Annotated in this window: 26 protein-coding genes and 3 pseudogenes; 24 read left to right on the top strand and 5 right to left on the bottom strand. The window is 41.9% G+C overall.

All coding sequences use genetic code 11. The features are described from left to right. Positions 1-228 precede the first annotated feature (228 nt). Both L2D08_RS17425 and L2D08_RS17420 read left to right on the top strand, forming a co-directional pair. Positions 229-714: a C40 family peptidase gene (locus L2D08_RS17425; protein ID WP_242235638.1), complete on the top strand. Its 486-nt coding sequence runs from the start codon at positions 229-231 to the stop codon at positions 712-714. A gap of 52 nt (positions 715-766) precedes the next feature. After that, a pseudogene (locus L2D08_RS17420) lies at positions 767-940 on the top strand (transposase); the annotation flags it as partial. 161 nt (positions 941-1,101) lie between these two features. Here L2D08_RS17420 and L2D08_RS17415 read toward each other — a convergent pair. Then, positions 1,102-1,965 (bottom strand): LysR family transcriptional regulator, encoded by an 864-nt coding sequence (locus L2D08_RS17415; protein ID WP_242235637.1) that lies wholly within the window; start codon positions 1,963-1,965, stop codon positions 1,102-1,104. A 168-nt stretch (positions 1,966-2,133) separates the two neighbouring features. On the opposite strand from L2D08_RS17415, the gene acnA reads away from it, so the two are divergent. Both acnA and L2D08_RS17405 read left to right on the top strand, forming a co-directional pair. Then, a complete protein-coding gene (gene acnA / locus L2D08_RS17410; RefSeq protein ID WP_242235635.1) occupies positions 2,134-4,863 on the top strand; it encodes an aconitate hydratase AcnA in 2,730 nt (909 codons plus the stop codon). Between the two features lie 63 nt (positions 4,864-4,926). Then, on the top strand, positions 4,927-5,178 hold the full coding sequence (locus tag L2D08_RS17405) for an HPr family phosphocarrier protein (protein WP_255822013.1): 252 nt from the start codon (positions 4,927-4,929) through the stop codon (positions 5,176-5,178). 117 nt (positions 5,179-5,295) lie between these two features. Here the strand turns inward: L2D08_RS17405 and L2D08_RS17400 are convergent, their stop codons facing one another. After that, positions 5,296-6,174 (bottom strand): LysR family transcriptional regulator, encoded by an 879-nt coding sequence (locus L2D08_RS17400; RefSeq protein ID WP_242235633.1) that lies wholly within the window; start codon positions 6,172-6,174, stop codon positions 5,296-5,298. 165 nt (positions 6,175-6,339) lie between these two features. On the opposite strand from L2D08_RS17400, the gene L2D08_RS17395 reads away from it, so the two are divergent. The 4 genes from L2D08_RS17395 (at position 6,340) to L2D08_RS17380 (ending at position 10,490) form a co-directional block, all read left to right on the top strand. Further along, entirely contained in the window at positions 6,340-7,026 is a 687-nt protein-coding gene (locus tag L2D08_RS17395) for an aspartate/glutamate racemase family protein (RefSeq protein ID WP_242235631.1), read from the top strand. Beyond that, the gene (locus L2D08_RS17390; RefSeq protein WP_242235630.1) at positions 7,019-8,467 is read left to right on the top strand and encodes an aldehyde dehydrogenase family protein; all 1,449 of its coding nucleotides are present in this window, start codon (positions 7,019-7,021) and stop codon (positions 8,465-8,467) included. Before L2D08_RS17395 ends, L2D08_RS17390 begins: the two co-directional genes overlap by 8 nt. A 12-nt stretch (positions 8,468-8,479) precedes the next feature. Further along, positions 8,480-9,661, top strand: coding sequence for an iron-containing alcohol dehydrogenase (locus L2D08_RS17385; RefSeq protein ID WP_242235628.1), 1,182 nt, complete (start codon positions 8,480-8,482; stop codon positions 9,659-9,661). Between the two features lie 64 nt (positions 9,662-9,725). Continuing rightward, entirely contained in the window at positions 9,726-10,490 is a 765-nt protein-coding gene (locus L2D08_RS17380; protein WP_242235626.1) for an SDR family NAD(P)-dependent oxidoreductase, read from the top strand. 266 nt (positions 10,491-10,756) lie between these two features. Here L2D08_RS17380 and yyaC read toward each other — a convergent pair whose 3' ends face one another. Continuing rightward, a complete protein-coding gene (gene yyaC / locus L2D08_RS17375) occupies positions 10,757-11,266 on the bottom strand; it encodes a spore protease YyaC (RefSeq protein ID WP_242235624.1) in 510 nt (169 codons plus the stop codon). Positions 11,267-11,585: 319 nt separating this feature from the next. On the opposite strand from yyaC, the gene L2D08_RS17370 reads away from it, so the two are divergent. The 3 genes and pseudogenes from L2D08_RS17370 (at position 11,586) to L2D08_RS17360 (ending at position 13,133) form a co-directional block, all read left to right on the top strand. After that, positions 11,586-12,605, top strand: a complete 1,020-nt coding sequence (locus L2D08_RS17370; protein WP_242235622.1) for an SDR family oxidoreductase — start codon at positions 11,586-11,588, stop codon at positions 12,603-12,605. Between the two features lie 31 nt (positions 12,606-12,636). Next, a pseudogene (locus L2D08_RS17365) lies at positions 12,637-12,816 on the top strand (MFS transporter); the annotation flags it as partial. A gap of 185 nt (positions 12,817-13,001) precedes the next feature. Then, positions 13,002-13,133 carry a GapA-binding peptide SR1P gene (locus tag L2D08_RS17360; RefSeq protein WP_242235621.1) on the top strand — a complete coding sequence of 44 codons (132 nt, stop codon included), beginning with the start codon at positions 13,002-13,004 and terminating at the stop codon, positions 13,131-13,133. 126 nt (positions 13,134-13,259) lie between these two features. Here the strand turns inward: L2D08_RS17360 and L2D08_RS17355 are convergent, their stop codons facing one another. Further along, positions 13,260-13,961 carry a FadR/GntR family transcriptional regulator gene (locus L2D08_RS17355; RefSeq protein ID WP_242235659.1) on the bottom strand — a complete coding sequence of 234 codons (702 nt, stop codon included), beginning with the start codon at positions 13,959-13,961 and terminating at the stop codon, positions 13,260-13,262. A gap of 305 nt (positions 13,962-14,266) precedes the next feature. Between L2D08_RS17355 and L2D08_RS17350 the strand changes: the two genes are divergently transcribed. Together L2D08_RS17350 and L2D08_RS17345 are read left to right on the top strand one after the other, a co-directional pair. Next, positions 14,267-14,392, top strand: coding sequence for a GapA-binding peptide SR1P (locus tag L2D08_RS17350; protein ID WP_242235619.1), 126 nt, complete (start codon positions 14,267-14,269; stop codon positions 14,390-14,392). Positions 14,393-14,559: 167 nt separating this feature from the next. Further along, positions 14,560-14,939: pseudogene (locus L2D08_RS17345) on the top strand (RpiB/LacA/LacB family sugar-phosphate isomerase). A 195-nt stretch (positions 14,940-15,134) separates the two neighbouring features. Here the strand turns inward: L2D08_RS17345 and tpx are convergent. Then, positions 15,135-15,635, bottom strand: a complete 501-nt coding sequence (gene tpx, locus L2D08_RS17340; RefSeq protein ID WP_242235617.1) for a thiol peroxidase — start codon at positions 15,633-15,635, stop codon at positions 15,135-15,137. 337 nt (positions 15,636-15,972) lie between these two features. Between tpx and L2D08_RS17335 the strand changes: the two genes are divergently transcribed. From L2D08_RS17335 to L2D08_RS17290, 11 genes are all read left to right on the top strand, one after another. Further along, a complete protein-coding gene (locus tag L2D08_RS17335) occupies positions 15,973-16,440 on the top strand; it encodes a spore coat protein (RefSeq protein ID WP_242235615.1) in 468 nt (155 codons plus the stop codon). Between the two features lie 35 nt (positions 16,441-16,475). Next, entirely contained in the window at positions 16,476-16,907 is a 432-nt protein-coding gene (locus L2D08_RS17330; protein ID WP_242235614.1) for a spore coat protein, read from the top strand. Between the two features lie 31 nt (positions 16,908-16,938). Further along, positions 16,939-17,166: a hypothetical protein gene (locus tag L2D08_RS17325; protein ID WP_242235611.1), complete on the top strand. Its 228-nt coding sequence runs from the start codon at positions 16,939-16,941 to the stop codon at positions 17,164-17,166. Positions 17,167-17,562: 396 nt separating this feature from the next. Continuing rightward, the gene (locus L2D08_RS17320; RefSeq protein WP_242235609.1) at positions 17,563-17,811 is read left to right on the top strand and encodes an HPr family phosphocarrier protein; all 249 of its coding nucleotides are present in this window, start codon (positions 17,563-17,565) and stop codon (positions 17,809-17,811) included. Between the two features lie 274 nt (positions 17,812-18,085). After that, entirely contained in the window at positions 18,086-19,450 is a 1,365-nt protein-coding gene (locus L2D08_RS17315; protein ID WP_375337611.1) for a D-alanyl-D-alanine carboxypeptidase family protein, read from the top strand. Between the two features lie 122 nt (positions 19,451-19,572). Next, positions 19,573-19,809, top strand: coding sequence for a YgiT-type zinc finger protein (locus L2D08_RS24545; RefSeq protein ID WP_369335180.1), 237 nt, complete (start codon positions 19,573-19,575; stop codon positions 19,807-19,809). Between the two features lie 145 nt (positions 19,810-19,954). Beyond that, the gene (locus tag L2D08_RS17310; RefSeq protein ID WP_242235605.1) at positions 19,955-20,155 is read left to right on the top strand and encodes a helix-turn-helix transcriptional regulator; all 201 of its coding nucleotides are present in this window, start codon (positions 19,955-19,957) and stop codon (positions 20,153-20,155) included. Between the two features lie 4 nt (positions 20,156-20,159). Continuing rightward, the gene (locus tag L2D08_RS17305) at positions 20,160-20,600 is read left to right on the top strand and encodes a hypothetical protein (RefSeq protein ID WP_242235604.1); all 441 of its coding nucleotides are present in this window, start codon (positions 20,160-20,162) and stop codon (positions 20,598-20,600) included. Positions 20,601-20,626: 26 nt separating this feature from the next. Next, on the top strand, positions 20,627-21,103 hold the full coding sequence (locus tag L2D08_RS17300) for a small multi-drug export protein (protein ID WP_242235602.1): 477 nt from the start codon (positions 20,627-20,629) through the stop codon (positions 21,101-21,103). A gap of 503 nt (positions 21,104-21,606) precedes the next feature. After that, on the top strand, positions 21,607-23,079 hold the full coding sequence (locus L2D08_RS17295; protein WP_242235600.1) for a protein adenylyltransferase SelO: 1,473 nt from the start codon (positions 21,607-21,609) through the stop codon (positions 23,077-23,079). A gap of 98 nt (positions 23,080-23,177) precedes the next feature. Then, a complete protein-coding gene (locus L2D08_RS17290) occupies positions 23,178-23,591 on the top strand; it encodes a YflT domain-containing protein (protein WP_242235598.1) in 414 nt (137 codons plus the stop codon). Positions 23,592-23,614: the final 23 nt, after the last annotated feature.

Below are 23,614 nucleotides of genomic sequence, written 5' to 3'. Positions count from 1 at the left end.
TTTTAGCTTATTTAGTTGGCTTCTGACTAAAACAACACAAAATCATGATCGCTCATTCAATATTAAAAAAGACTGTCTCTTTCTTAAGAGGCAGTCCTATTTATAAAAAAACATACATTTGTATAAAATAATCTATTATGGTAAAAATTTCATAATTGAGTCATGTAACTGAATCAAGCGTAATATATTTACTTTTGTAGTTGATTTTTATTTAAGGGAGGAAAACAGTTGAGCCCTGGTGTAGCGAGTCCAAAGTGGGTAGTGAAAGTTTTGGCAATTTTTTCGATGGTGGCAGCATTTCTCTTCGGTTCAAGCTCGGCATTTGCGACAATTAACTATGGGGAAGAAGTATCAGCCACAGCTGAAAGATACGTAGGAAGCCCGTTTAAATACGGTGGAACAACACCAAAAGGATTTGACGCGAGCGGATTTACTCAATACGCATACAAAACAGCAGCGACAAAAATGAAAATTCCGCGCACAAGTGTAGAACAGTATAAACTAGGAAAAGCTGTTAGCCAAGAAAACTTGCAACTTGGGGATTTAGTTTTCTACGCGACATCGGGCAAAAAAGGAAAAGTTTCTTTTGTGGCGATTTATAGAGGAGATGGCAAGTTTGTCGGGGCTACATCAAAAGGTGTGAAAATCGTGAAAATGAGCGATAAATACTGGAAAGACCGTTATGTGGGAGCCAAGCGGATCATCAAAAAATAAACGTTCTTCATAAAAGCTTTATCCATCCTTATTGAATACAAATTAAATAGTGAAAAAGAAGGAGCCCATCGAGCGTGTCTTTGCCGACGCGAAGGAAAAGCATGGCATGCGATGGACAACCCTGAGGGAACTTAAAAAATTGTCCATGCAGGCGATGCTGACTTTTGCTGCCATGAATTTGAAGAAGCTGGCCTGCTGGACATGGAAAGGTCTAGCAGCAGCCTAAAAATAGGCACTCGGCGATATGCACAATTCCTGCTTATTTTGCAGTTAATTTTTGAGAAAACCTCATTGAAATTTGAAAAGGGACTTGGAATGGGGGCATTCCGAGTCCCTTTTGTCTACAGTCTGAACAGGCCAGTTTTTCTGGCCTGTTTTTTTTAGTTCTTAATAAGTGACATGCTGCTTAATAAAATCAGCAAATGCTTTTACGACGTTTAATTCTTCAGCTTCTGGATGATACACCATCCACGTTTTTTGTGTCAGTGCCTGTCCGTCTTTGGTGTGAAGCGGAATTTTGTAAATAGGATCCGTTTCATTAAAAAATAAAGAAGGCAGTATGGCATAACCTAAACCATTTAACACCATTTCCTTGCATGTATCAGCCCGGTCTACCGTGATGCCAATTGAAGGCGGGTGTGAGTAGTGCTCAGCCCACCAATTATCTGTCATATGTTTATAAAGCTGGTCCGTTTGATAATCAATCCTGGCCAGATGAGGCAGATCTTCGAGTGTGACCGGCTCATTGGAAAACACACATAGATTTTCTTCAAACAGCTGCTCTTTGTGGCCGGGCCAGTTGTATTCGCCGCGGATAAAGCCAATATGGATATCATGATTGTAAGCAAGCTGGTAGATCTGCCTGCTATAGGCGGTTTCAATTTGAAATTCAACGTCCGGATACTGTTCCTTAAATTGTTTTAACCAGCCAGGGAGTTTGTATTTGCTGATAAAGTTTGAAACACCAATCCGAAGTGTGCCGGCCACAATATGGTTAAAATTATCAACTTCTTCTTTAATTTCACGAAATGTACCTAAAAGTTCTTCAGCACGTTTTGCTAAATATTCTCCTTCAGGCGTAAACTGTACGCCTTTAATGCCCCGGTTTACAATTTTAACCCCAAATTCCGTTTCAATCTGCTTCAGCCGTTTCGTCAAGGTTGGCTGGGCGATAAAAAGGGTTTGTCCTGCTTTCGTAATGCTTTTTTCATGAAAAAGTGTATGTAAAATTAACCAGTCCCGATCGTCCATATGTGTCCTCCTTTTTCTAAAACATATCATACCCTTTATGGTTTCTAAAGAAGAAAGATGGAAATCGTTCATGTTTAACTATGAAAAAATGCTATTTTTTCGAAAAGAAACGATTCAGTATGATAGAGATAAGCTAATTTCTATTTAGAACAGAAAAGGGGAAACGGCATGGAGAAAAAAGGATATATCGAGCCAGTCAGCCTGAAAGTAAATGAAAACGAATACAAGTATTATCCCATTCATCAATTAGACAATCAAAAGTTTCAGCATATAGCAAGACTCCCTTATTCCATCAAGGTACTGCTGGAAGCGGCCATCCGTACATTCGATGGAACCTCCATAACGGAAGAGCATATCCGGAAGCTGGCGGACTGGACAGTGGAAAGAGAACCGAATGAAGAAGTTCCTTTTAAACCTGTACGTATCTTATTGCATGATACAACAGGGCTTCCGGCCATTGTGGATTTAGCCGCTATGCGTGAAACGATGAAGCGCTCAGGGGGAAATGTTTCGGCTGTCAATCCTTTGATTCCAGTTGATCTAGTCGTGGATCATTCGGTAACCGTTGATTATTTTGCCCGGCCAGATGCACTAGAGCTCAATGAGAAAGTGAACATGGAGCGCAATGGTGAGCGGTTTCGTTTCCTGCGCTGGGCACAGCAGGCATTTGAGAACGTGAACATTATCCCGCCTTCTTCCGGCATCATGCACCAAATTAACATGGAGTATTTGTCCACTGTTACGGCCAAAAAGAGTGAAGAGGGGCAGACCGTTATTTATCCTGATTCACTTGTTGGAACAGACTCTCACACGACCATGATAAATGGCCTTGGGATTGTGGCATGGGGAGTAGGCGGTATAGAAGCGGAAGCAGCGATGCTTGGACAGCCTTTGTATTTTGCCATACCGGAAGTGGTCGGCTTCCGGCTGACCGGATCACTTCCAGAAGGAACAACATCCACAGATCTTGCTCTAACCATTACAAACATTCTTCGTCAAAAAGGCGTGGTTGGAAAGTTTGTAGAGTTTTTTGGTGACGGCGTGCGTTCTATGAGCGTAGCTGACCGCGCCACTGTTGCGAATATGGCGCCAGAATACGGAGCTACAATGGGCTTTTTCCCCGTAGACGAGCAGACGATTCATTACCTGCGGCTGATCGGCCGCGAGGAGGAGCAGGTCAATCTTGTTGAAGCGTATTACAAAGCTCAGGGCATGTTTATGGAAAAAGACAGCGAAGATCCGGATTATCCTGAAGTGATTGAGCTGGATTTATCGACTGTTGTCCCTTCTTTAGCTGGACCGAAACGGCCGCAGGACCGGATCAGCTTAACAGACATGAAAGAAAAGTACCGGGAAATCATCCGCAAGCCAGTAACCGAGGGCGGCTATGGTGTTACCGGGGAAGCGCTGAAAAAAGAAGTTCCGGTTACGCATGAAAGCGGGGAAACGTCCGTTATAGAAAATGGCTCCGTCGTGCTGGCAGCTATTACAAGCTGCACCAATACGTCCAATCCAACCGTGCTTATGATGGCAGGGCTGCTTGCGAAAAGGGCAGTTGAGAAGGGATTGTCTAAGCCTGCTTTTGTAAAAAGTTCCTTAACGCCAGGATCACGTGTAGTCACCGATTATCTTCAGGAATCAGGGCTGCTTCCATATTTAGAAAAACTGGGCTTTCACATTGCCGGGTATGGATGTGCCACCTGCATCGGCAACTCAGGGCCGCTTCCTGCTGAAGTAAGCGAAGCGATCAGCCAGCACGACTTGACGGTAGCAGGCGTTCTGTCAGGAAACCGTAATTTTGAAGGCCGTGTTCATCCTGAGATCAAAGCCAATTATCTGGCTTCACCACCTTTAGTTGTTGCTTATGCACTGGCTGGTACCGTTGATATTGACTTTGCAACAGAGCCTATTGGGCATGACTCCAGCAATCAGCCTGTGTATCTGCGTGATATTTGGCCGTCTTTAGCGGATACACAAAAATGGCTTGGGGATGCCCTGCGGCCCGAGCTGTTTCAAATGAGGTATCAAAATATACTCAAAGCCAATGAAAGATGGAACGGATTAGAGATTCCGGAAGGGCCGCTTTTTGACTGGGAGGAATCTTCAACCTACGTGCAGGAGCCGCCATTCTTAAAAGACCTGACTGCCGAGCCAGGAAATATCGCTGATTTCCAGCATGCCCGTGCGATAGCCGTATTAGGGCACTCGGTCACAACAGATCATCTGTCGCCGTCTGGCGTAGTGCCAGCTAACAGTACGGCCGGTTTATATTTAAAAAGCCGTGGTGTGAAGCCGAGAGATTTGAATTCTTATCCTTCACGGCGCGGCAATCACCAAGTCATGATTCGGGGAGCGCTGGCTAATCATCGAATCCGCAACTACCTGGTTCCCGGCTCAGAAGGGGGCGTAACGAAATACTTGCCGAGCGGGGAAGTCATGTCGATGTATGAGGCGTCGCTAAAATACAAAAAAGATCATACGCCACTGTTTATTGTCGCCGGAAAAGAATACGGCACAGGCAGTTCCCGTGACTGGGCGGCGAAAGGTACAGCACTGCTCGGTGTTAAAGCGGTGATTGCCGAAAGTTTTGAACGTATTCACCGCAGCAACCTGGTTGGAATGGGTGTGCTTCCTCTTCAGTTTGAGAACGGGGAAAACGTGGAATCTTTAGGGATTGAAGGAACAGAAATCTTTCAAACAATCGGCTTATCAGACGAGATTCAGCCCGGGCAAAAGATTAGAATTAAAGCAATAGGCGAAAACGGAAAAGCTTTTGAATTTAATGTATTTGTGCGGCTGGACAATATTGTAGATGTCGAATATTACCGGCACGGGGGCATTATGCAAAAAGTCATCCGGCAATTAATAAACCATACATCCACGCTAACTGTGAAATAAAGCAAGTAATCTGTTCGACTGCAATTATTGATGTGAAAATGACTATTTGAAGGAGGAGAAAGCATGGAAATAAGCAATACATTTGCCGAATTTGTTGTGGCAATTAATAAAACAGCACAAGAATTCCAATCCAGCATTGTCATTAAAACTGATCGTAAAAGTTTTGATGCAAAGAGTATTCTTGGGCTGACGTATTCTATTCTAGGCTCCAAAACCTTTGAACTTGAAATTCATGGGCCGGATGAAGATGAAGCGAAAAAAGCGATGACCTATGTATTTCATCAGCATAATGTACCTGTATGCGTGAATGAATGACAGAAAAGCTCCTGGCACTGATCAGGAGCTTTTCTGTGCCCAATAGAAAAAGGAATAAAAGTAGTGAATAATAAAGGTTTTATTTAGAATGAGTGGTTTAATTAACTAGCAATTTTTTTATTTTTCTTCGGAAGTCATTAAACCATACATTTGGACAAAATCAACAAACTCCTTTACTAAGGCCAGTTCTGTTAACTCCTCACGGTATAACATACGTGTTTTCCAAATAACAGGAGAATCGTTTTGGTCCATTAAAACAACTTTTTGCAAAAGGTCGTGTTCCTCTAATACAATACTGGGTGCGATACAGTAGCCAAACCCATTCAGCACCATTCTTTTGGCTATTTCTACATTATCAACATCCATATGATTGATAGGCGGTTTAGAAAAATGAGCCTTCCACCAATTTTCAATCACCATATTTAATGCCGGATCTGTTTGGTAAACAACTCTTCTCATAGAAGGAAGCTCTTCTAAAGCGATTTTTTGAGAAGAGAGAACACAAATATGCTCTTCTGAGATCGTAATGCTTTTGTTTGGCCATGTATGATTTCCTCTTACAATCCCGATATGTGCTTCCTGTTTATAAACCGTTTGAATCACATCGTGATTAACGCCTGTTGTCACATGAAACTCAACTTGAGGAAATTTTTCATGAAAGGCTTTAAGCAGCTGAGGCAGGCGGTAAAAAGCGAAGGTCCTGGATACACTTAACCGCAAAGTTCCTTTTACTTCACCGCCTTTATTCTGAAGCTGTTCCTCTATTTTCTGTTCTTCCTTTAACATAGCGGCAGCATGCTTAACCAATAATTCTCCTTCTTCCGTAAAATCAACACCTTTTCTCCCACGATAAAAAAGTTTAATATTAAATTCTTTCTCAATCTGCTGGAGCCGATAAGTTAAGGTTGGCTGTGCCATATACAGCCGTTCCGCTGCTTTGGTAATATTTTTTTCATTGTAAACCATTTGTAAAATAATCCAGTCTTTTGTTCCCATCCTATTTCCCGCCTTATCATCGAAAAAATCTATGATTCTTTATAAAAAATAAATATTTTATTAATTAATCTAACTATAATATATTTATCGTACAGCAAGTAAGTAAACTTTTTAAAAATTTTTTATCATCTTTGTAAGCGAATTCAAGGGAGGGAGGGAGTAGAGATGCAGGAGAAGGAATACCAAATTGGTCTGATACACGCAACCATGAATTCCGTACAGCCGATTTTGGAAGCTTTTCGCGAGCATGCGCCCGATGTCACGATTGTGAACTTTATGGATGAAAGTTTGATTTTCGAATTAAATGAAACGAATACAGTAACGAAAGATATGGTCAGGCGGCTGCTGAATCTAGCCCAGAAAGCAGTCGATTATGGAGTAGACGGCATATTGCTGACCTGCTCATCTTTTACGCCGGCAGTAGCTCAAATCAGCCATCTATTTGAAGTTCCCATGTTAAGTGCGGATTTGAGTATGTTGGAGAGAGCCGTAGAGATTGGAAGCCGGATCGGTGTGATTGCTACAGTGGCAGCGGCGGGACCGACCACTACAGGACTTTTAGAAGGAATTGCTGCAAAGCATGGAAAAGAGGTTTCTATTAAAACGGTTATTATTCCTGAAGCTTTCGAAGCTCTCCAGAAGCGGAATCAAACTAAGCACGATCAGTTGATTCATCAGAAAGCGGAAGAGTTGGCGTTAGAATGCGACGTTATTCTTTTTGCCCAATTTTCTATGGCTAGAGCATTGAAAACATTAAAAGCAAAACCAAAGCCAATCTTAACCAGCCCTGAAATAAGCGTAAAAGCGATTATTGATGAAGTATCCAAAAAGGAGGCCGTTTTAAATGATTAAAACTGAAATGATGCATGTAACATCCTTAATCGAAGGAGATCCTATCAGTCGAGCGGAAGGGAAAACGGCTAATGTCATTAGCCCATTTAACGGTGAAGTAGTAGGAAAAGTGAGTCTGGCATCTGCAGAAGATGCAGAAAGGGCGATCCAGTCGGCTCATCGTGTTTTTCATGAAACAATGAAAAAAATGCCGGCTTACCAGCGTGCTGATATTTTACGTAAAACCGCTGGTTTACTGGAAGAGCAGACAGAAGAATTTGCACGCATTCTCGTATTAGAAGCAGGAAAGCCGATCCGGGATGGCCGCGGAGAAGTAGGGAGAGCTGTACAGGTTCTTCGCTTTGCAGCGGATGAGGCGAAGAAAATCGAAGGAGAACTCGTTCCAATGGATGCAGCTGTTGGAGGGGAGAATCGGATAGGCATGGTGCGCCGCCTGCCAATCGGAGTGGTATCTGCGATTACACCGTTTAATTTCCCGCTCAACCTTGCTTTACATAAACTAGCTCCAGCTTTTGCAGCAGGAAATACTGTTGTGTTAAAACCAGCAGGCAAAACGCCGCTTTCCGCTTTCATGCTTGTAAAGCTTTTTGAAGAAGCTGGACTGCCGAAAGGTGCACTGAACCTAGTAATTGGAAACGGATCAGAAGTTGGCGACATTCTGGTAAAAGATTCACGTGTCAGCAAAATTACATTCACAGGAAGCCCGGCTGTAGGAATTAATCTTCGTCAAAAAGCAGGATTGAAAAAAGTAACGCTTGAACTGGGATCGAATTCACCAAACATTATTTTTGAGGATGGGGACGTCAAAGCGGCGGCTGCTGGGCTGGTACGGGGGGCTTTTGCATTCTCAGGCCAGGTGTGTATTTCGGCGCAGCGCATTTATGTGCAAAAAGGGGTTTACCAAGAGTTCCTGGATCAGTATGTATCTGCTGTTAAAGCGTTAACTCTTGGAGATCCAGCTGACGAATCAACAGATATCGGGCCAATGATCAGTGAAAAAGAAGCAATTCGCGCCTATAGCTGGATTCAGGAAGCGGTAAAAGCAGGGGCAAGGCTGGCAACAGGCGGCAACCGGGAAGGCACGCTGCTTGAGCCAACTATTCTTGTTGATGTGAAACCGGATATGAAAGTGGTTTGCGAAGAAACGTTTGCTCCAATCGTATCTGTGATTTCATTTGAAACAGAAGAAGAAGTAATTGAAATGGCAAACGACTCCGTATTTGGCCTCCAAGCAGGGGTATTTACAAGCGATATTAATCGTGCGATGCGTGTAGCAGAAAGCCTTGAAACAGGAGGCGTTTGGATCAATGAAACGTCTACCTACCGCCAGGACAACTATCCTTATGGCGGCGTAAAGCTGAGTGGTGTTGGAAAAGAAGGCGTTAAATATGCGATCGACGATATGACAGAAATTAAATTCATTGGAATTAAACTGGGCTAAGGGGGAAAAAACATGGCAACTTCATATTTTCGTACAGCAGGTACACTTATTACAGGACCAGGCTCTATTGCTGAAGTAGGGGAGCAGGCTAAGAAATTAAAAGCAACAAAAGTAATTATTGTAACGGATAAAATTATCCGTGAAACAGGTCTGTTGTCTAAAGTAACAGAACCACTGGCTGCGGCTGGCCTGGAAGCAGATATCGTTGATGATGTGGTGCCGGAACCGCCATTTGAAAATCTAGAGCAGTTGGCTGCCCAAATCGAAGGAAAAGGCTATGACCTGCTTGTAGGTGTAGGAGGCGGCAGTGCACTTGATATTACGAAGGTGCTTTCCATCATGTTAACAAATAAAGAAGATGTGCGCGATTTTGTCGGCATTGACAAAGTAAAGAATCCGGGAGTTCCTACAGTTCTAGTACCGACTACAGCCGGAACTGGCTCGGAAGTAACGTATAATGCTATTTTTACAGATACACGAGACAAAGTAAAAAAAGGAATTGTCAGCCCATACCTGCTTCCAAGTGTAGCCATTGTAGATGCTGAATTGACATTGACTGTCCCTCCAGCGGTTACGGCGGCTACTGGAATGGATGCGTTAGTGCATGCTGTAGAATCTTATACGGCCATTCGTGCCGGAGAACTAACAGACGGCATCGCTTTGCAGGCGATCAAGCTGATTTCACGTTCTATTCGTAAAGCTGTGTATAACGGAAAAGACCCGAAAGCGCGCGAAGATATGGCAATGGGCAGCCTTCTGGCAGGGATCTCTCTTGGAAATGCGGGAGTTGGGGCAGTTCATGCACTGGCATATCCACTTGGCGGTAAATTCAAAGTGCCGCATGGTATTGCCAACTCGCTCCTGCTGCCGTATGTCATGAAGTACAATGTAGTGGCGGACTTGGAAAAATTTGCGGAGGTAGCAGAAGCGTTAGGGGAAAATATTGAAGGATTATCGCTTCGTGAAGCAGCAGACCGTGCTGTTGCAGCGCTTGCCCAGCTGTCCCAGGATGTTGGCATTCCTTCCAGCCTGAAAGAAGTGGGCGTAACAGCTTCGGATATTCCAGCTTTGGCGGAAGAAGCAAGCAAAGTTGATCGTCTGTTGAACAACAATCCAAGATGGCTGACAGTAAAAGAAATCCAGAAGATTTATGAGGAAGCACACGGCGCTGTTGAAGAACCATCACATGCTTGATATGCTCCGTTAAACATACACGTCCAGATTCATTGAACTAAATGAATCAGCAGGAGGCAAAATCATGAGTTATTTTTCAGAACTAAAAAACAAAAAAGTAGTCATTGTCGGTGGAAGCAAGGGAATTGGCAAAAGTATTGCCCTTGCCTTCGCTGAGTTAGGCTCAGACGTTATCATTACTGGCAGAAACGAGCAGGATCTTCAAGAAGCAGCAGCGGAACTGCAACAGCACAATCCTCGATGTTCGTATTTAACAGGGGATATCCAGGATGTCCAGCAAATTTATGAAATGATCGACCTTGCCCATGAACGTCTCGGCCGGATTGATGTGTTGGTGAATAATGCAGGCATTAATATTGCAAAGCCGTCATTAGAAGTGACAGAAGAAGACTGGGACCGGGTGCTCGATACGAATTTAAAAGGCACCTTCTTTTGTACCCAGCGGGCCGGCAAATATATGATTGAGCAGGGACACGCCGGCAAAATCATTAATATTGTGTCCCAGATGGCATTTGTTGGCTACATCAAACGTGCAGCCTACTGCTCCAGTAAAGGCGGAGCGGTACAGCTGACAAAAGCTTTGGCGGTTGAATGGGCTCAGCATCAGATCAAAGTAAATGCGGTAGCTCCGACATTTATTGAAACAGATTTCACCAAAGCGATGTTTGAGGATCCTGACTTCCACCAGGATGTACTGAACCGGATACCGCTTGGTTCATTAGCGAAGCCCAATGATGTCACGGGGGCGGTTCTATTCCTGGCTTCTGACATGGCGAGTTTTATTACAGGTGAAACGATCCGTGTAGACGGCGGCTGGACAGCTATATAAGTAAAAGAGATTTATATAGTGGGACTGGATAGTCTTCTGATTTTGGATGCCTCCTTGATTTACAAAATAAGAACATTTTAAATTACAGCATGCTCTACTATTGTAATATTCCCGGAATGTTAGGAAAGCGGCAGTGGGCGAAGAAAAAGCAAAATTGGCGATGGCAAATGTATTCTGGAAACACAGTCTCTGCCGGTTGAAGTAATATAAATGTAAATGAAAAAAGTGTAGACCATCTGGAGATCTGCACTTTTTTGCGTTCGTGTTTAAAAAGATGCCGATTCATTTTCAATGCTAGAGAGCTGAGTAGCATTTATTAAAATGGATGTTGTTCTTTTTGCTAATCTCATCACTGTATCTAACCTTGTGTTATTTAAAGAATGTACGGGAAAAAAAGGGTCTAAATGATTGACGACTGCTTTAAGATGATAATCACCAACTTCCGGCAGCGTTTGATGAACAGCATTTCCCGGGCAGAAAGATCCCTCATTAAAATAAATGGATTCAATCTGATGGGGATCACCTAAACAGGCATCAATGGCAAAAATAAGTGAATCCAGCTTCTTTTTTTGAATTTCTTTTAAAACGATTTTTAAATTCTGGGCATGTACCGGTTCGCTGAGTGTGCCAAAAACCTGATAGGGAATAAGATGTTCTTTTAGCATCGTACCGACTAAAGGGCCAAAAGAATCTCCTGTAGACCGATCAGAGCCAATACATAAAAAAACAGGCTCTTTAGAGGATAAGCGAAGTGTATGTGCGATTTGTTTCGACATCTCTGCGGTCTCCTCACCGGTTTTGGTTATAAAACGAACTGTTTTTTTGTGCCGCTGAACGGCTTTTCTGTTTTTAAAAGGATACATCTGCACGCCCCCTTTTAGCTGATTACTTATTTAAGGTATAAGGATATTCAGATAGCTTTAGTATACCCGTTTTTCTTGTCAGTTACTTTTATATGATTACAGACAATTTGAGAGAAAGAGGCTAGAAGGGATTAAACGAATTAATTCGATTGCCAATGCCTGCCTTGCCCATTCAAAGTCTGCTTTGTTAAAATTTACTATGTAAACTGTTCTATAAAGAAGGAGTGAGGAAATGAAGGCGTTATTTATTGGAGGAACCGGGACAATCAGCAGTGCCGTTTCAAAGCGTGTCGTGGAAAAAGGATGGGACTTATACCTTTTAAACAGGGGGAATCGTTTGGATCAAGTACCTGAAGGCGCAACGGTTATCAAAGGAGATATCCAAGACGAAAAAGCGGTTGCCGAACTCATCAAGGATTTCCATTTCGATGTAGTTGCGGACTTTATCGCTTTTAAGCCAGAGCATATTGAACGTGATATAAGGCTATTTACAAACAAAACGAAGCAGTTTATTTTTATTAGCTCCGCTTCCGCTTATCAAAAACCACTTTCTTATTATCGAACAAGTGAAAGTACACCATTAAGCAACCCGTACTGGGAGTATTCACAGGATAAAATCGCTTGTGAAGAGGTGTTGATGGCGGAATACCGCAACAATCAGTTTCCGGTCACAATCGTGCGCCCGAGTCATACATATGGAGAACAAAAGGTACCGGTAGCCTTTTATGGGAAAAATGGCAGCTGGCAGGTTGTAGAACGCATCCGACAAGGAAAGCCGGTCATTATTCATGGTGACGGTACGTCGCTTTGGACATTAACGCATAACACCGATTTTGCTAAAGCATTTGTCGGACTGATGGCCAATCAAGGGGCTATAGGGGAAGCAGTTCATATTACATCGGACGAGGCGCTTCCCTGGAACAAAATTTATGACTGTATTGGGGCCGTTTTTAATGTGGAAGTGAAAAAAATCCATGTAGCGACTGATTTCCTCGTTGGCTGCCGGCCGGATCTAGAAGGGCCATTACTCGGGGATAAGGCTGGCTGCGCTGTATTTGACAACGGCAAAATCAAAAGACTTGTCCCAGATTTCATCGCAACGAAACGGTTCGATGAAGGAGTCAGGGAAGCGATTGAACATATTTTAGCCCATCCGGAACTGCAAAAGACCGACGAGGAATTTGACCGTTTCTGTGACAGGCTGATTGAAGCTCAACAAATAGCTTTAAGCACATTTAAACAGTCATTCTAGAAGATACAAGAAATATAGGAAAGCATCAGGAAACTGGCTTGGTATGGCCGGCTGGCAATGGCTGTTTATTTTAGAAGCGATTTCAGCGCTTATTCTCGGTGTTATTGCATTTTTCTACCTGGATGACAAAATAGAGGATGTAAAATGGCTGAATAGAGATGAGAGGCAGTGGCTTATCGACATCACAACAAAAGAAAAAGAAAGAAAACAAACTTATCTGCAAAGACCTTGAAACGATCGATCAGGCATCCATAAACAAACAAGATGATTATCAATTGCTTAAAATGCTTTTACACTGAAAATGAAACTGTTTAACTTAAGAAAACGTTCAGTATTCTAAAAGGCCTTCTTAAATAAGAGGAATAGAGACGGTGAATAGTGGTAAAGGAGTTAAAAGTGAAGCAAGATACGGCTGTATGCCAGGTTTGTGAAGAAGTGATCGATACAGCTCATAGTCCTGAAGGTGTTAAAGTGTTATATGGAATGTGTCCGATATGCTCGGGATTAGAAAACCAAAAAGAAGCGTAACATGCAAAGCAAAAGGCGTATATCAACAGGCAGCAAGCCTGTCGATATACGCTTTTATTTTGTTTGCTCTTATAAAAAGAAGAAGCGCTTTTAACAAGGCACTTCAAATAACCAGATCATTAAAGCTCAGCTTTTCCAATAGCGGTCATATAAATTTTGCATATGGGTGGTCATGCGCTCTACTGCTTCTTTTTCATTGCGATCCTCGATCGCTTGAATAAGCAGTTTATGTTCTTGGAAGTTCACTTCTTGATAATCTGAACGGGTAACGGTCCGGTCCCGAATAAACTGCCACATTTCCTGCTGCTTCATTGCACTCGTAATGGAAGACATAAACGTGATAAATAAATCATTATGCGATGCTTTAGCAATGCCCATATGTAGTTGCTCGTCCGTTTCGGGAACATAGATGCCAGAACGCGTTTCATCTTCCATTTTTTTAATCGTCTGTTTTAGTTCCTCTATATCCTCGTCTGTCGCTCTTAAAGCAGCAAACTTGATAATTAATGGCTCGATATTCATTCTCGCTTCTACGATATCCTCTGGAGATACTGACTCAAGGGATTGTGAATTTCCATTTGTGATATGCGTGCTTTTCACAAATACCCCTTCTCCCTGGCGGGAGTAAATGATACCATTCATTTCCAAAGCACTAAGAGCTTGTCTGACAGGTGCACGGCTAACGCCGAACTGGGCGCACAATTCTCTTTCTGAAGGAAGTTTATCTCCAACTTTAAAAGAGCCTGCCTGAATTTCCGCAAGAATTTGGTTGTAAATTTGAATATATAATTTTTTACTGGATACAGGATTGAAATTAATAAAAATCACTTCTTTCAATGGTTATTAGTTGTCATACAAGTACTATTATTATATACTTTTCCCTTTTGGAGAGCAAAATAATTATGGGATTATTGAATAAGAAGGCATTAAAAAGAGAGAGTGAAACAGCTTTTTCCTGCTCTCAAGAAAGGGGATAAATCGCTTTGGTCAATAATAAAATAAAACTTACCAGAAAAAATCATGGCATCATGAAAGCCTTATCAAGACAGTCGACAGGTCTTTGATGTTTAGTTATACTTTAATTGTGGTAATCATAGTATACAAGTATACAAGTCATGAGAGGAGGGAATAAAATGGGAACTTTAATTTGCCACACTTGTAATGCCACAATTGATCACTTTGAGGATGAAAAAGTTACGTTTCTTTATTCTAATTGCGAATGTGAGAACTGCAGCCAGAACAATGGAGATAACGAATGAATAGAAAAAAGCAGTGGGCAGAATTGTTTTTTTGATAGTTAATGAAAGGGATTACAAAAGCAGGATTGGCTTCTAAAAGCCAATCCTGCTATAAAGGTGAAAGAAACGAAAGTACACATAATGAGACAGCCAGTTAAGAAAAAACCATTTTATGGGGAGAGAATTAGATGAAAATCGTCATTGCATCTAACCATGGAGGAATAACGATTCGAAAAGAGATCGCTGCTCTTCTAGAAGAAATGCAGATAAAATATATTGACTTAGGGTGTGGCGGCGGGGCATTTTAGTATGCGGAACGGGTATAGGCATGGGTATTGCGGCTATTAAAATAAAAGGAATCCGCTGTGCCCTTGTACAAGATACCTTCAGTGCCAGAGCGACACGGGAACATAATAACTCAATTATGCTGGCAATGGGTGAACGGGTTATTGGTCCAGGGCTGACCCGCGATATTATGAGGATTTGGCTCAAAACGCCTTTTGAATCGGGAAGACGGTATGAAAATCGTGTAAATAAAATTGAGGAAATGGAACAGGTCTGGCCTTAAATAAAAATTCACAGAAAGATATTAATCTTTCTTTCTAAAATAAAAAAGCAGGTTAGCCTTTAGCGGTTACCCTGCTTTTTTGTACTGATGCAAAGGCTGCTGAGCTTTATACAATAAAGTGCTGATTTTGAAATAAAGATTTAGTTAAAACGAAAAACCGCTTGGGCATTTGCCCAAGCCAGTTTTTTTGTACCATTAATCAGCAGATTTTGCTGCCTTGATGGCTGCTTCGTAGTTCGGATGATTAGTCGCTTCAGGAACATATTCTACATAAATAACTTTATCATTTGAATCCAATACGAAAACAGAACGCGTCAGCAGACGAAGTTCCTCAATGCCAACACCATAGTTTTGAGCGAAAGAGAAATCACGGTGGTCTGACAAAGTTTTAACATTTTCAAGACCAGCTGCTGCGCACCATCTGCTTTGGGCAAATGGAAGGTCAGCTGAAATGGTCAGCACCTCAACGTTCGCCAGGTTTGCCGCTTCTTCATTAAACCGGCGTGTTTGAGCATCACAAACGCCTGTATCAATAGATGGTACTACGCTTATAATTCGTACCTTGCCGCTTGTATCAGCCAGGGAAATCTCAGAAAGATCATTTGCCAATACAGTAAAATCAGGTGCTTGATCCCCTGCTTTCACTTCATTTCCAGTTAGTGTAATAGGGCTTCCTTTAAACGTTACATTTGCCATGAATGATTCCCTCCAACTTATGTAAGATATATTTATTATAACAGGTTGTATACTTGTCATACAAGAGAAACTTTGTTAGATGCCTAAATTAAAAGATTAGATTTTCGCTTTAATATAAAAGAATTTTAATGATTTTTAAGAAGGGTTTTTTTGTTTTAAAAAGCTGGTTAAACGACCATAAGAGCGGTTTATTAAAGAGTATCCGTCATCATTCATCTTTTAAAAGCGACTATATAGGGCGCTTTTTTATTTTTTTAGAACTAGTTACATATGCCGCTACCGCACGAACGATTGGATCATACAGTACTGTATAACATGAAAAAGGAGGGTTGATAATATGTCAAGAAGTCAAAGAGAAGAAAACGAGGATAAGAAGCAAAAACGCAAGTCGCGTGAAGACAGAGGGCGAGAAGAGAGAGAGCGGAATGACGACGCAGAAGTTGTACAGGACGGCTTTCAAAAATCAGTGATGGAACAAGAGTCTGACGAACTCGTATGGATTAAAGACTCTTGCAACGTTGAGGTACGCTCGACTGATACACAGGCAGCTGTATCTCTCCAAGTAGGCTTGCAACTGGCTATTGCGCTCGTTGTCAGCATCACAATTGGCGATTCAGATGAAGGTCAGTCGGTCGCCCAAGAGCTGTTCCAGCAGTTTGATTCTGAGCAGACGAACAAGCAGAAGATCTTCGTTAAAAACTCAAAAGATGTCACAATCACAACAACAGACACAGATCTGGCTGTGAACATCCAGGCGCTTCTACAACTGCTTGTTGCTCTAGTTGTAAAACTAGATGTGCTGTAATGAGAGTTTAGTAAAAAATGAAAGAGGTGAAGAACATGAGTGAGAAAAAATGGAGAGCGCTGGATCACTGTGATGACAACAATGGTAAAAACGGTGCAGAGGTTTTGCAGGAAGGTGACCAATTCGTATCAAACGAGCAAAAATCGTTTGAATGGATTATCGTAAAAGATTCCGAGGATGTAGATGTACAGACAACAGACACACAAGCAGCCGTATCCCTTCAGCTGGGTATCCAGGCAGCGATTGCTGTTGTCCTAAGCATCACAGTTGGCGATTCAGATCAAAGCAAATCTGTGCTTCAAGACCTTAAACAATTCATTAAAACAAAGCAAAAAAATACGCAAAAAACAGTTGTTGAAGGCTCTAAGCATGTAAAAGTGACCACAACTGACACAGACTTGGCTGTGAACATCCAGGCACTGCTGCAAATTCTTGTAGCAATCGTTGTAAAACTAGATGTTCTTTAATAGATAAACCAGTTTAGAGAGGGGAGAAGGTATGGATACGAAAGGTAAAGACCTGGTTGAACAATTGCGTAAAATGAACGAGAAATCTCTCCAAAATCTGGTGAAAGATTCTCGCCAAAAACGCAATAACAAGAAACTAAAAGAAGATTTTAAGAAAAGCCAGGCGCAGGCATTAGAAGAGCTGAAAAAGAAAAATGCTCCAGCAACAGATTCAAAGAATACTACTTTACAAAGCATGCTGGACAAATTATTCGAATAATTTGTAAGTGATATACTAGAATGTACCTAGTTGTGAAGGTTTAGCTAAATTTCTTCAATTCTCCTTACTAGAAAAAGAAAAAGGAAATTGAATGTATACAACAAGTGAAGCACGCTACTGCTAAAAACACCCTGCCTGAGCAAAACAAGCGGGGTGTTTAACGTGATTGCTATTTCCTGTTGGGTTTCAAGAAATACGGAAAAGAATCAAAATTCATTAGATTGTCACCCATTCAGTCCTGATTCGTATACCATTAAAAGTGAATCGTGTTATACTAATTTGTACCAATACAAAGTATGATCTATTATTCAAATTTCAGCCGTTGGATGACATTGTACATAAAGCAGCCGCGGGGTATGATTGAAAACAGACTACACTTCAAAAGGATGATCTTACATGTTACTAGACAAATCAAGAGCACAGGTTGTTGTAGAAATTAACCAGACAGCCAGCAAATTCAAATCAAGTATTGTGATTATGACAGATAACCAAACAATCGACGCTAAAAGTATTCTCGGCCTGACATACAGTATTTTAAATTCAAAATCATTTAAACTAGAAATTCACGGACCCGATGAGGAAGAAGCAAAAGTAGCAATGTCGAGTGTATTTTGGAAACACAGCCTGCCGGTTGAAGTAGTATAAATAAAATATTTGTAAAAAGTGCAACCCTTTAATGGTTTGCACTTTTCTTTTTGCCCGAAGTTTAAAAGACAGGGTTAAAGTAAAAAAATAAATTTCACTTTGTGCAAAATTCAAAACAACTTCTTTTTAAGTTTCTAAAAAAATGAATAGGTTCTTTCTTTTCTATTTTTACTTCCTATTTTAAAATAGAAAACGGTGTAAAAAATCGTTCACTGTTTATGTGTTGATAATAAGAAAGAAGGTTTATTTTTTGGAAAAATGTCGTTGCTTCTCTATGAAATTTATAAAAAATGAAAAAGCTGTCTTTAAAAAAATAACTGCCAGTACATTCATTACAAGTATGCTGATTCTGCCAGTAACTCCGTTTTCCTCTCCTGCCGAAATTTCCGCTGTGGCAGCTGAAGAAACCAACGATACGGCTTCTGCAAAAGCAGACAGTGTTCCATCTGCTGATTCGCTGAACCTGCATCTTAAATCAGCTGTACTTATGGAGCCGACAACGGGAAAAGTCCTTTTATCGGTAAACGCTGATACAGCTTATGCGCCGGCCAGCATGACAAAAATGATGACTGAGTATATTGTGATGGACAAAGTAAAAAAAGGAGAAATAAGCTGGAATGATACCGTAACGGTGAAAGCAAATGCGGATCAAACAATTGGTGCCAGTGTACACCTGGCCGAAGGTGAACAGCACACCGTAAAAGAGCTGTACACAGCGATGGCCCTGCATTCTGCGAACGATGCAGCAGTTGCCCTTGCTGAATTTGCAGCCGGCTCGGAAGCCGAGTTCGTCAAGCTGATGAACGAAGAAGCGAAACGGATGGGAATGACGAAAACCCATTATATCAATGCGACAGGGCTGGACCGGTCTGATATGCCAGCTGCATTCCGTCCGGCCGAAGAAAAAGAAACAAAAATGTCAGCAATGGATGTAGCAAAGCTTGTCCAGCATATTATCCAGGATCAGCCAGAATTCAGCGACTTTACGTCTCTTCAAACCTATCAATTCCGCGAAACTGATGCGGAGCCTCTCGTGAATTCAGACTGGATGCTTGAAGCCAATAAAAATGATCCAGAGCTGAAGAAATATGCTTATGAAGGGCTTGATGGATTAAAAACAGGTTATACGACCAATGCCGGTTATTGTTTTGCAGGAACAGCGGAACGCGACGGTATGCGCCTGATCAGTGTGGTAATGGGCGCAGAAACAATGGGCAGCCGCTTTACTGAAACGAAAAAAGTGCTCGATTATGGATTTGATCATTTTGAAGTCCAACAGGTCGTAGCCGCTAAAAGTTCCGCACAGGAAGAAAAAGCGCCCGTACTGGATGGAAAAGAAACAGAGGTTTCGGTTGTACCTGACCAAACGATACATTTTGTGGTGCCAAAAGGTGTAAAGGCGCCCAATTTGGTTGCGGAAACAGACTTTTTAAATGAAGATTTAACTGCTCCCCTTAAAGAAGGGATCAAAGCAGGAACGGTTACCTACACATACCGCATTAACGGGGTAGAAGGTGCCCAGACTCAAACGGTTAACCTTGTTACGTCAGAAGAAGTAGAAAAAGCAGGGTGGCTCCGTTTAATGTTCCGTTCAATGGGTCATTTTTCGGCAGGCATTTTTTCTGATGCAAATGAATAATTTATATCGATGCTTCTTCCGTTTTCTATAAGAAAACCAGTTTTAAAAATGTTGTTTTCAGATCGAACCAGAGATGATATAGTAGTTAAAATACAGAGATTATTATATGGGGGTAGCAAAGGGTGTTAGCGAGTTGTAATTATTGTCATCATGGAGTTTTGTTGCCGTCTCTGGATATTGCCTGCCTTTACTATAAAGGACGAACATTGTTTATTCACAACGTGCCATATGGTCACTGTACCCATTGCGGAAACAGAGATTATGATTCTTTGCAAGCGAGCAGAGTACAGGCCTTGGAAGCATTTGAACAATACGGAATCACATCTATTGATTTCGTTCAAAGTCCTGAAAGAATATAGATTAACAAAAAGAACCGACAAATTTATTTTGTTGGTTCTTTTTTTGTACGAAAAGCAATGATATATAACATAATGCAAATGATCATTTACATTATGTTATATATCATTTACACTAAAATAAAATAGCGATGGAAGGAATATGGGGATGTTAGAAAACCGAGTACGTGAACTTCGTGCACGTTTCAAATGGACACAGCAGGACTTGGCCGATGCAATCGGAGCTACCCGCCAGACTATTGGCCTGATCGAAAAAGGAGATTATGCACCTTCAGTGATTTTAGCTTTGAAAATCTCTAAAGCATTTAACGTACCGGTCGAAGAAATTTTTCATTTAAAGGAGATGTAACTTCGTGCTACCAAACATTCTGCGTTCACCGTTTGTCCCGATGACCTTGTTAGTTCTAATTATGATATTTCTGATTTTGTCATTGTCAGGTCCCGATTCTGTACAGCAGGGGTTAGCAAGATACAGCTTTTTGGGATTTACCTGTTTATTATTTCTATGGATTTCTTTGATCCGGCTGAATAACCGCAAAAACCCTCAAAATCGGATTCATTCCTGGGGAGTAATCCCGCCGGAATTTCGAGAAATGGATGAAGGGCAGCAATGGGTAACGTTCAAGGCCTGCCGTAATGTGTATATCTATTACACTTACGCATTGCCGGCAGCAGCTATATTTTGTTTTGTGTTTTTTAAGTGGCCCATTGCTCCTTTGCTGGCTATAGGTGTTCTTGGATTAGGACAGTATTTGGTGTATTGGTTAACGATCCGGAAGCTAAATCATTTTTAACTGAATTGCTAAGGAGCTGAATGACGATGTTAGAGTGGGCTCAAGAAGCAAATGCTATATGGCAGTATGTTGTTTTGTTTTTGCTGGGGGCAGCACCATGGATGGATGTATCCATCATTGTGCCACTCGGTGTTTTATGGGGGCTATCACCTGTGGGAGTTGGTTTAACAGCTTTTATAGGGAATTTCCTGTTAATCGCCCTGCTTGGCCTATTTTTTAAGCAAATTGCAGAGTGGAGAACAGCAAGAAAGCAAAAGAAAGGGATAATGAGCCCTACCAAAAGAGAAACCCGGTCAAGGGAAATATGGGATAAGTATGGTATCCCAGGCTTAGCTCTGCTGGCACCTATCCTTGTTGGAACCGATATTGCTGCAATACTGGCCCTGACACTTGGGTCTTCAAAAATCGTCGTCGTAGGCTGGATGACTGTCAGTTTAGCGTTATGGACTATTGTATTTGTAGTTGCTTCTATGTATGGTTTTAGTTTTTTAAATGTTATGTAAAAACTAAATGGGCATCAGTCAATGTAATCATGAACCATTCTGGGCAAGTTACTCATTAATATTTAAAATAAGCAAATTAGAAATATGAACATTCCCTCACGGCTATGGAACAGGCATTGAAAAGAAATAATATCGAAAATTAACCTAAGTATGAGTGGTAAGCCAATTTTCGTAAAAATTGGCTTTTTTATTGTGTTGTTCGCTAGATACGATTTTCGTTTTCAAAATAATATGCCTAAAGTATTTTTAATAATACATTGTGTGCAAAATTCAAAAAAATATCCAAAAACAATCAGCCAACAAAAAACTATAAAATCAGCTTTTATTCCAAACCGCCATTCATTATACCATTTAAAAGCTTGATCAATGGCTACAAAGGGTATAAGAAAATGATTAGAGCAAACATTAATCATGCTTGTAACACGATAAAATAAAGTGCATTGTTTAAATGGGGCGAAAAAGGAAACCACATAATAAAAGACACAAAAAGAAAAGGGGATACGATGATAAAGGAAAACAAATCAACCCAAACAGGCTGGAACTTTGACAACAGTTATACTCGTCTGCCAAAAGCATTTTTCTCTGCTATTGATGTAAATCCTGTACGTTCGCCAAAGCTTGTTGTTCTGAATGATTCACTGGCTGCCTCTCTTGGACTGGATGCACAGGAGCTCAAAAAAGCAGAAGAGGTAGAAGTGTTAGCCGGTAATCGGGTCCCTGAAGGCGGCGCAAAAATTGCGCAGGCATATGCAGGTCATCAGTTTGGGCACTTCACCATGCTGGGGGATGGCCGTGCATTACTTGTTGGTGAACAGATTACACCTGCTGGTGACCGTTTTGACATTCAGCTTAAAGGTTCAGGCCGAACACCTTATTCACGCGGAGGCGACGGCCGGGCAGCACTGGGTCCGATGCTGCGTGAATACATTATCAGCGAAGCAATGTATGCGCTCGGAATTCCGACTACCCGCAGCCTGTCTGTTGTAACAACAGGTGAAATCGTTAACCGCGAAACCGGACTAACAGGTGCCGTCATGACCCGTGTAGCGGCGAGCCACCTGCGTGTTGGCACTTTTGAATTCGCGGCTCAATGGGGTTCCGGGGAAGACTTGCGCAGCCTGGCTGATTACACCATTGCGCGCCATTATCCTCATATTGAGGCAAATGAAGACCGATATCTTTCACTGCTTCGTGAATTAATTAAGCGTCAGGCTGCTTTAATAGCCAAATGGCAGCTGGTCGGTTTTATTCATGGAGTTATGAATACCGACAATATGACCATCAGTGGAGAAACCATTGATTACGGCCCCTGTGCTTTTATGGACGTATATGATCCAGAGACCGTCTTCAGCTCTATTGACATTCATGGCCGTTATGCCTATAAAAATCAGCCGCCGATCGGTGGCTGGAACCTGGCACGATTCGCTGAAACGCTCCTGCCGCTTCTGCATCAAGACCAGGATGAAGCTGTCAACCTCGCTCAAAAAGAACTGACGGGTTATCTTGAGATTTACCGCTCGAACTGGCTGGCAGGAATGAGAGCCAAACTAGGTATCCTAAATGAAGAAGCTGGGGATGAAGCGCTTATTGAAGAACTTCTCAGCCTGATGCATAAATATCGTGCAGATTATACGAATACGTTCCGTGCCCTAACATCTGATGAGCGGGAAGATACGGATCTGTTTAAAGCACCGGAATTTACCGAATGGCAAAAACGCTGGCACGAGAGACTGGACAGACAGCCGGAATCTAAAGAGGCTTCGCAGCAAGTAATGCGTAACAATAATCCGGCTGTGATACCGCGGAATCATCGGGTAGAAGCCGCCTTAGAAGCGGCGGGGCAGGGCGATTACAGTGTGATGGAAAAGCTGGTGAAGGCTCTTTCTCAGCCATATACTCATTCCCCTGAACAGGCGGAATATGCGTGTCTTCCGGAGCCGACTTTACGACCTTACCGCACTTTCTGCGGAACCTGATGAGAAAAGCTTTTTGCATGTTCAACTTAAGATCGGTTCAAAATAAGGATGCCTTTAGAAAAGGCATCCTTATTTTAAGTTTAAGGAGAATATGGCTGATGGAAGAGAAAAAATTTATATATGTGTATTATGATGAAGACGATTTGTTGTGGAAAATCAATGCTTTAAAAGAAGAAGGCTATAAGGAAGAGAATATGTACGTTATCGTAAAGGATAAAGAAGAGATCCTGATGACAAAAGGGCAGATGGATATCAATGTGGAGTCAGCCGGCCTTCAATCCTGGAGGGATCGCTTTGCCGCATTCCTGTTAGGAGAAAAGCCTGTTCGTGATGCTTTGCTTCGTATAGGGCTGTCTACAGGAATGTGTGAGGAAGAAGCAGAGAAACATTATACAGATGTTATTACCGGCGGCATGCTGCTTTATGTGGATACAAATCCGCAAAACAACAGTGAGCAATTTCAGCCGGCAAGCCAACACACTGGTCAGAATCTGGAGGATTATTCAATTTGAACCAGAGAATAAAGAAAAAGCCT

This window comes from Domibacillus sp. PGB-M46 (assembly GCF_022668875.1).
GTDB lineage: Bacteria > Bacillota > Bacilli > Bacillales > Domibacillaceae > Domibacillus.
This window is presented reverse-complemented; position numbering and strand designations above follow the sequence as displayed.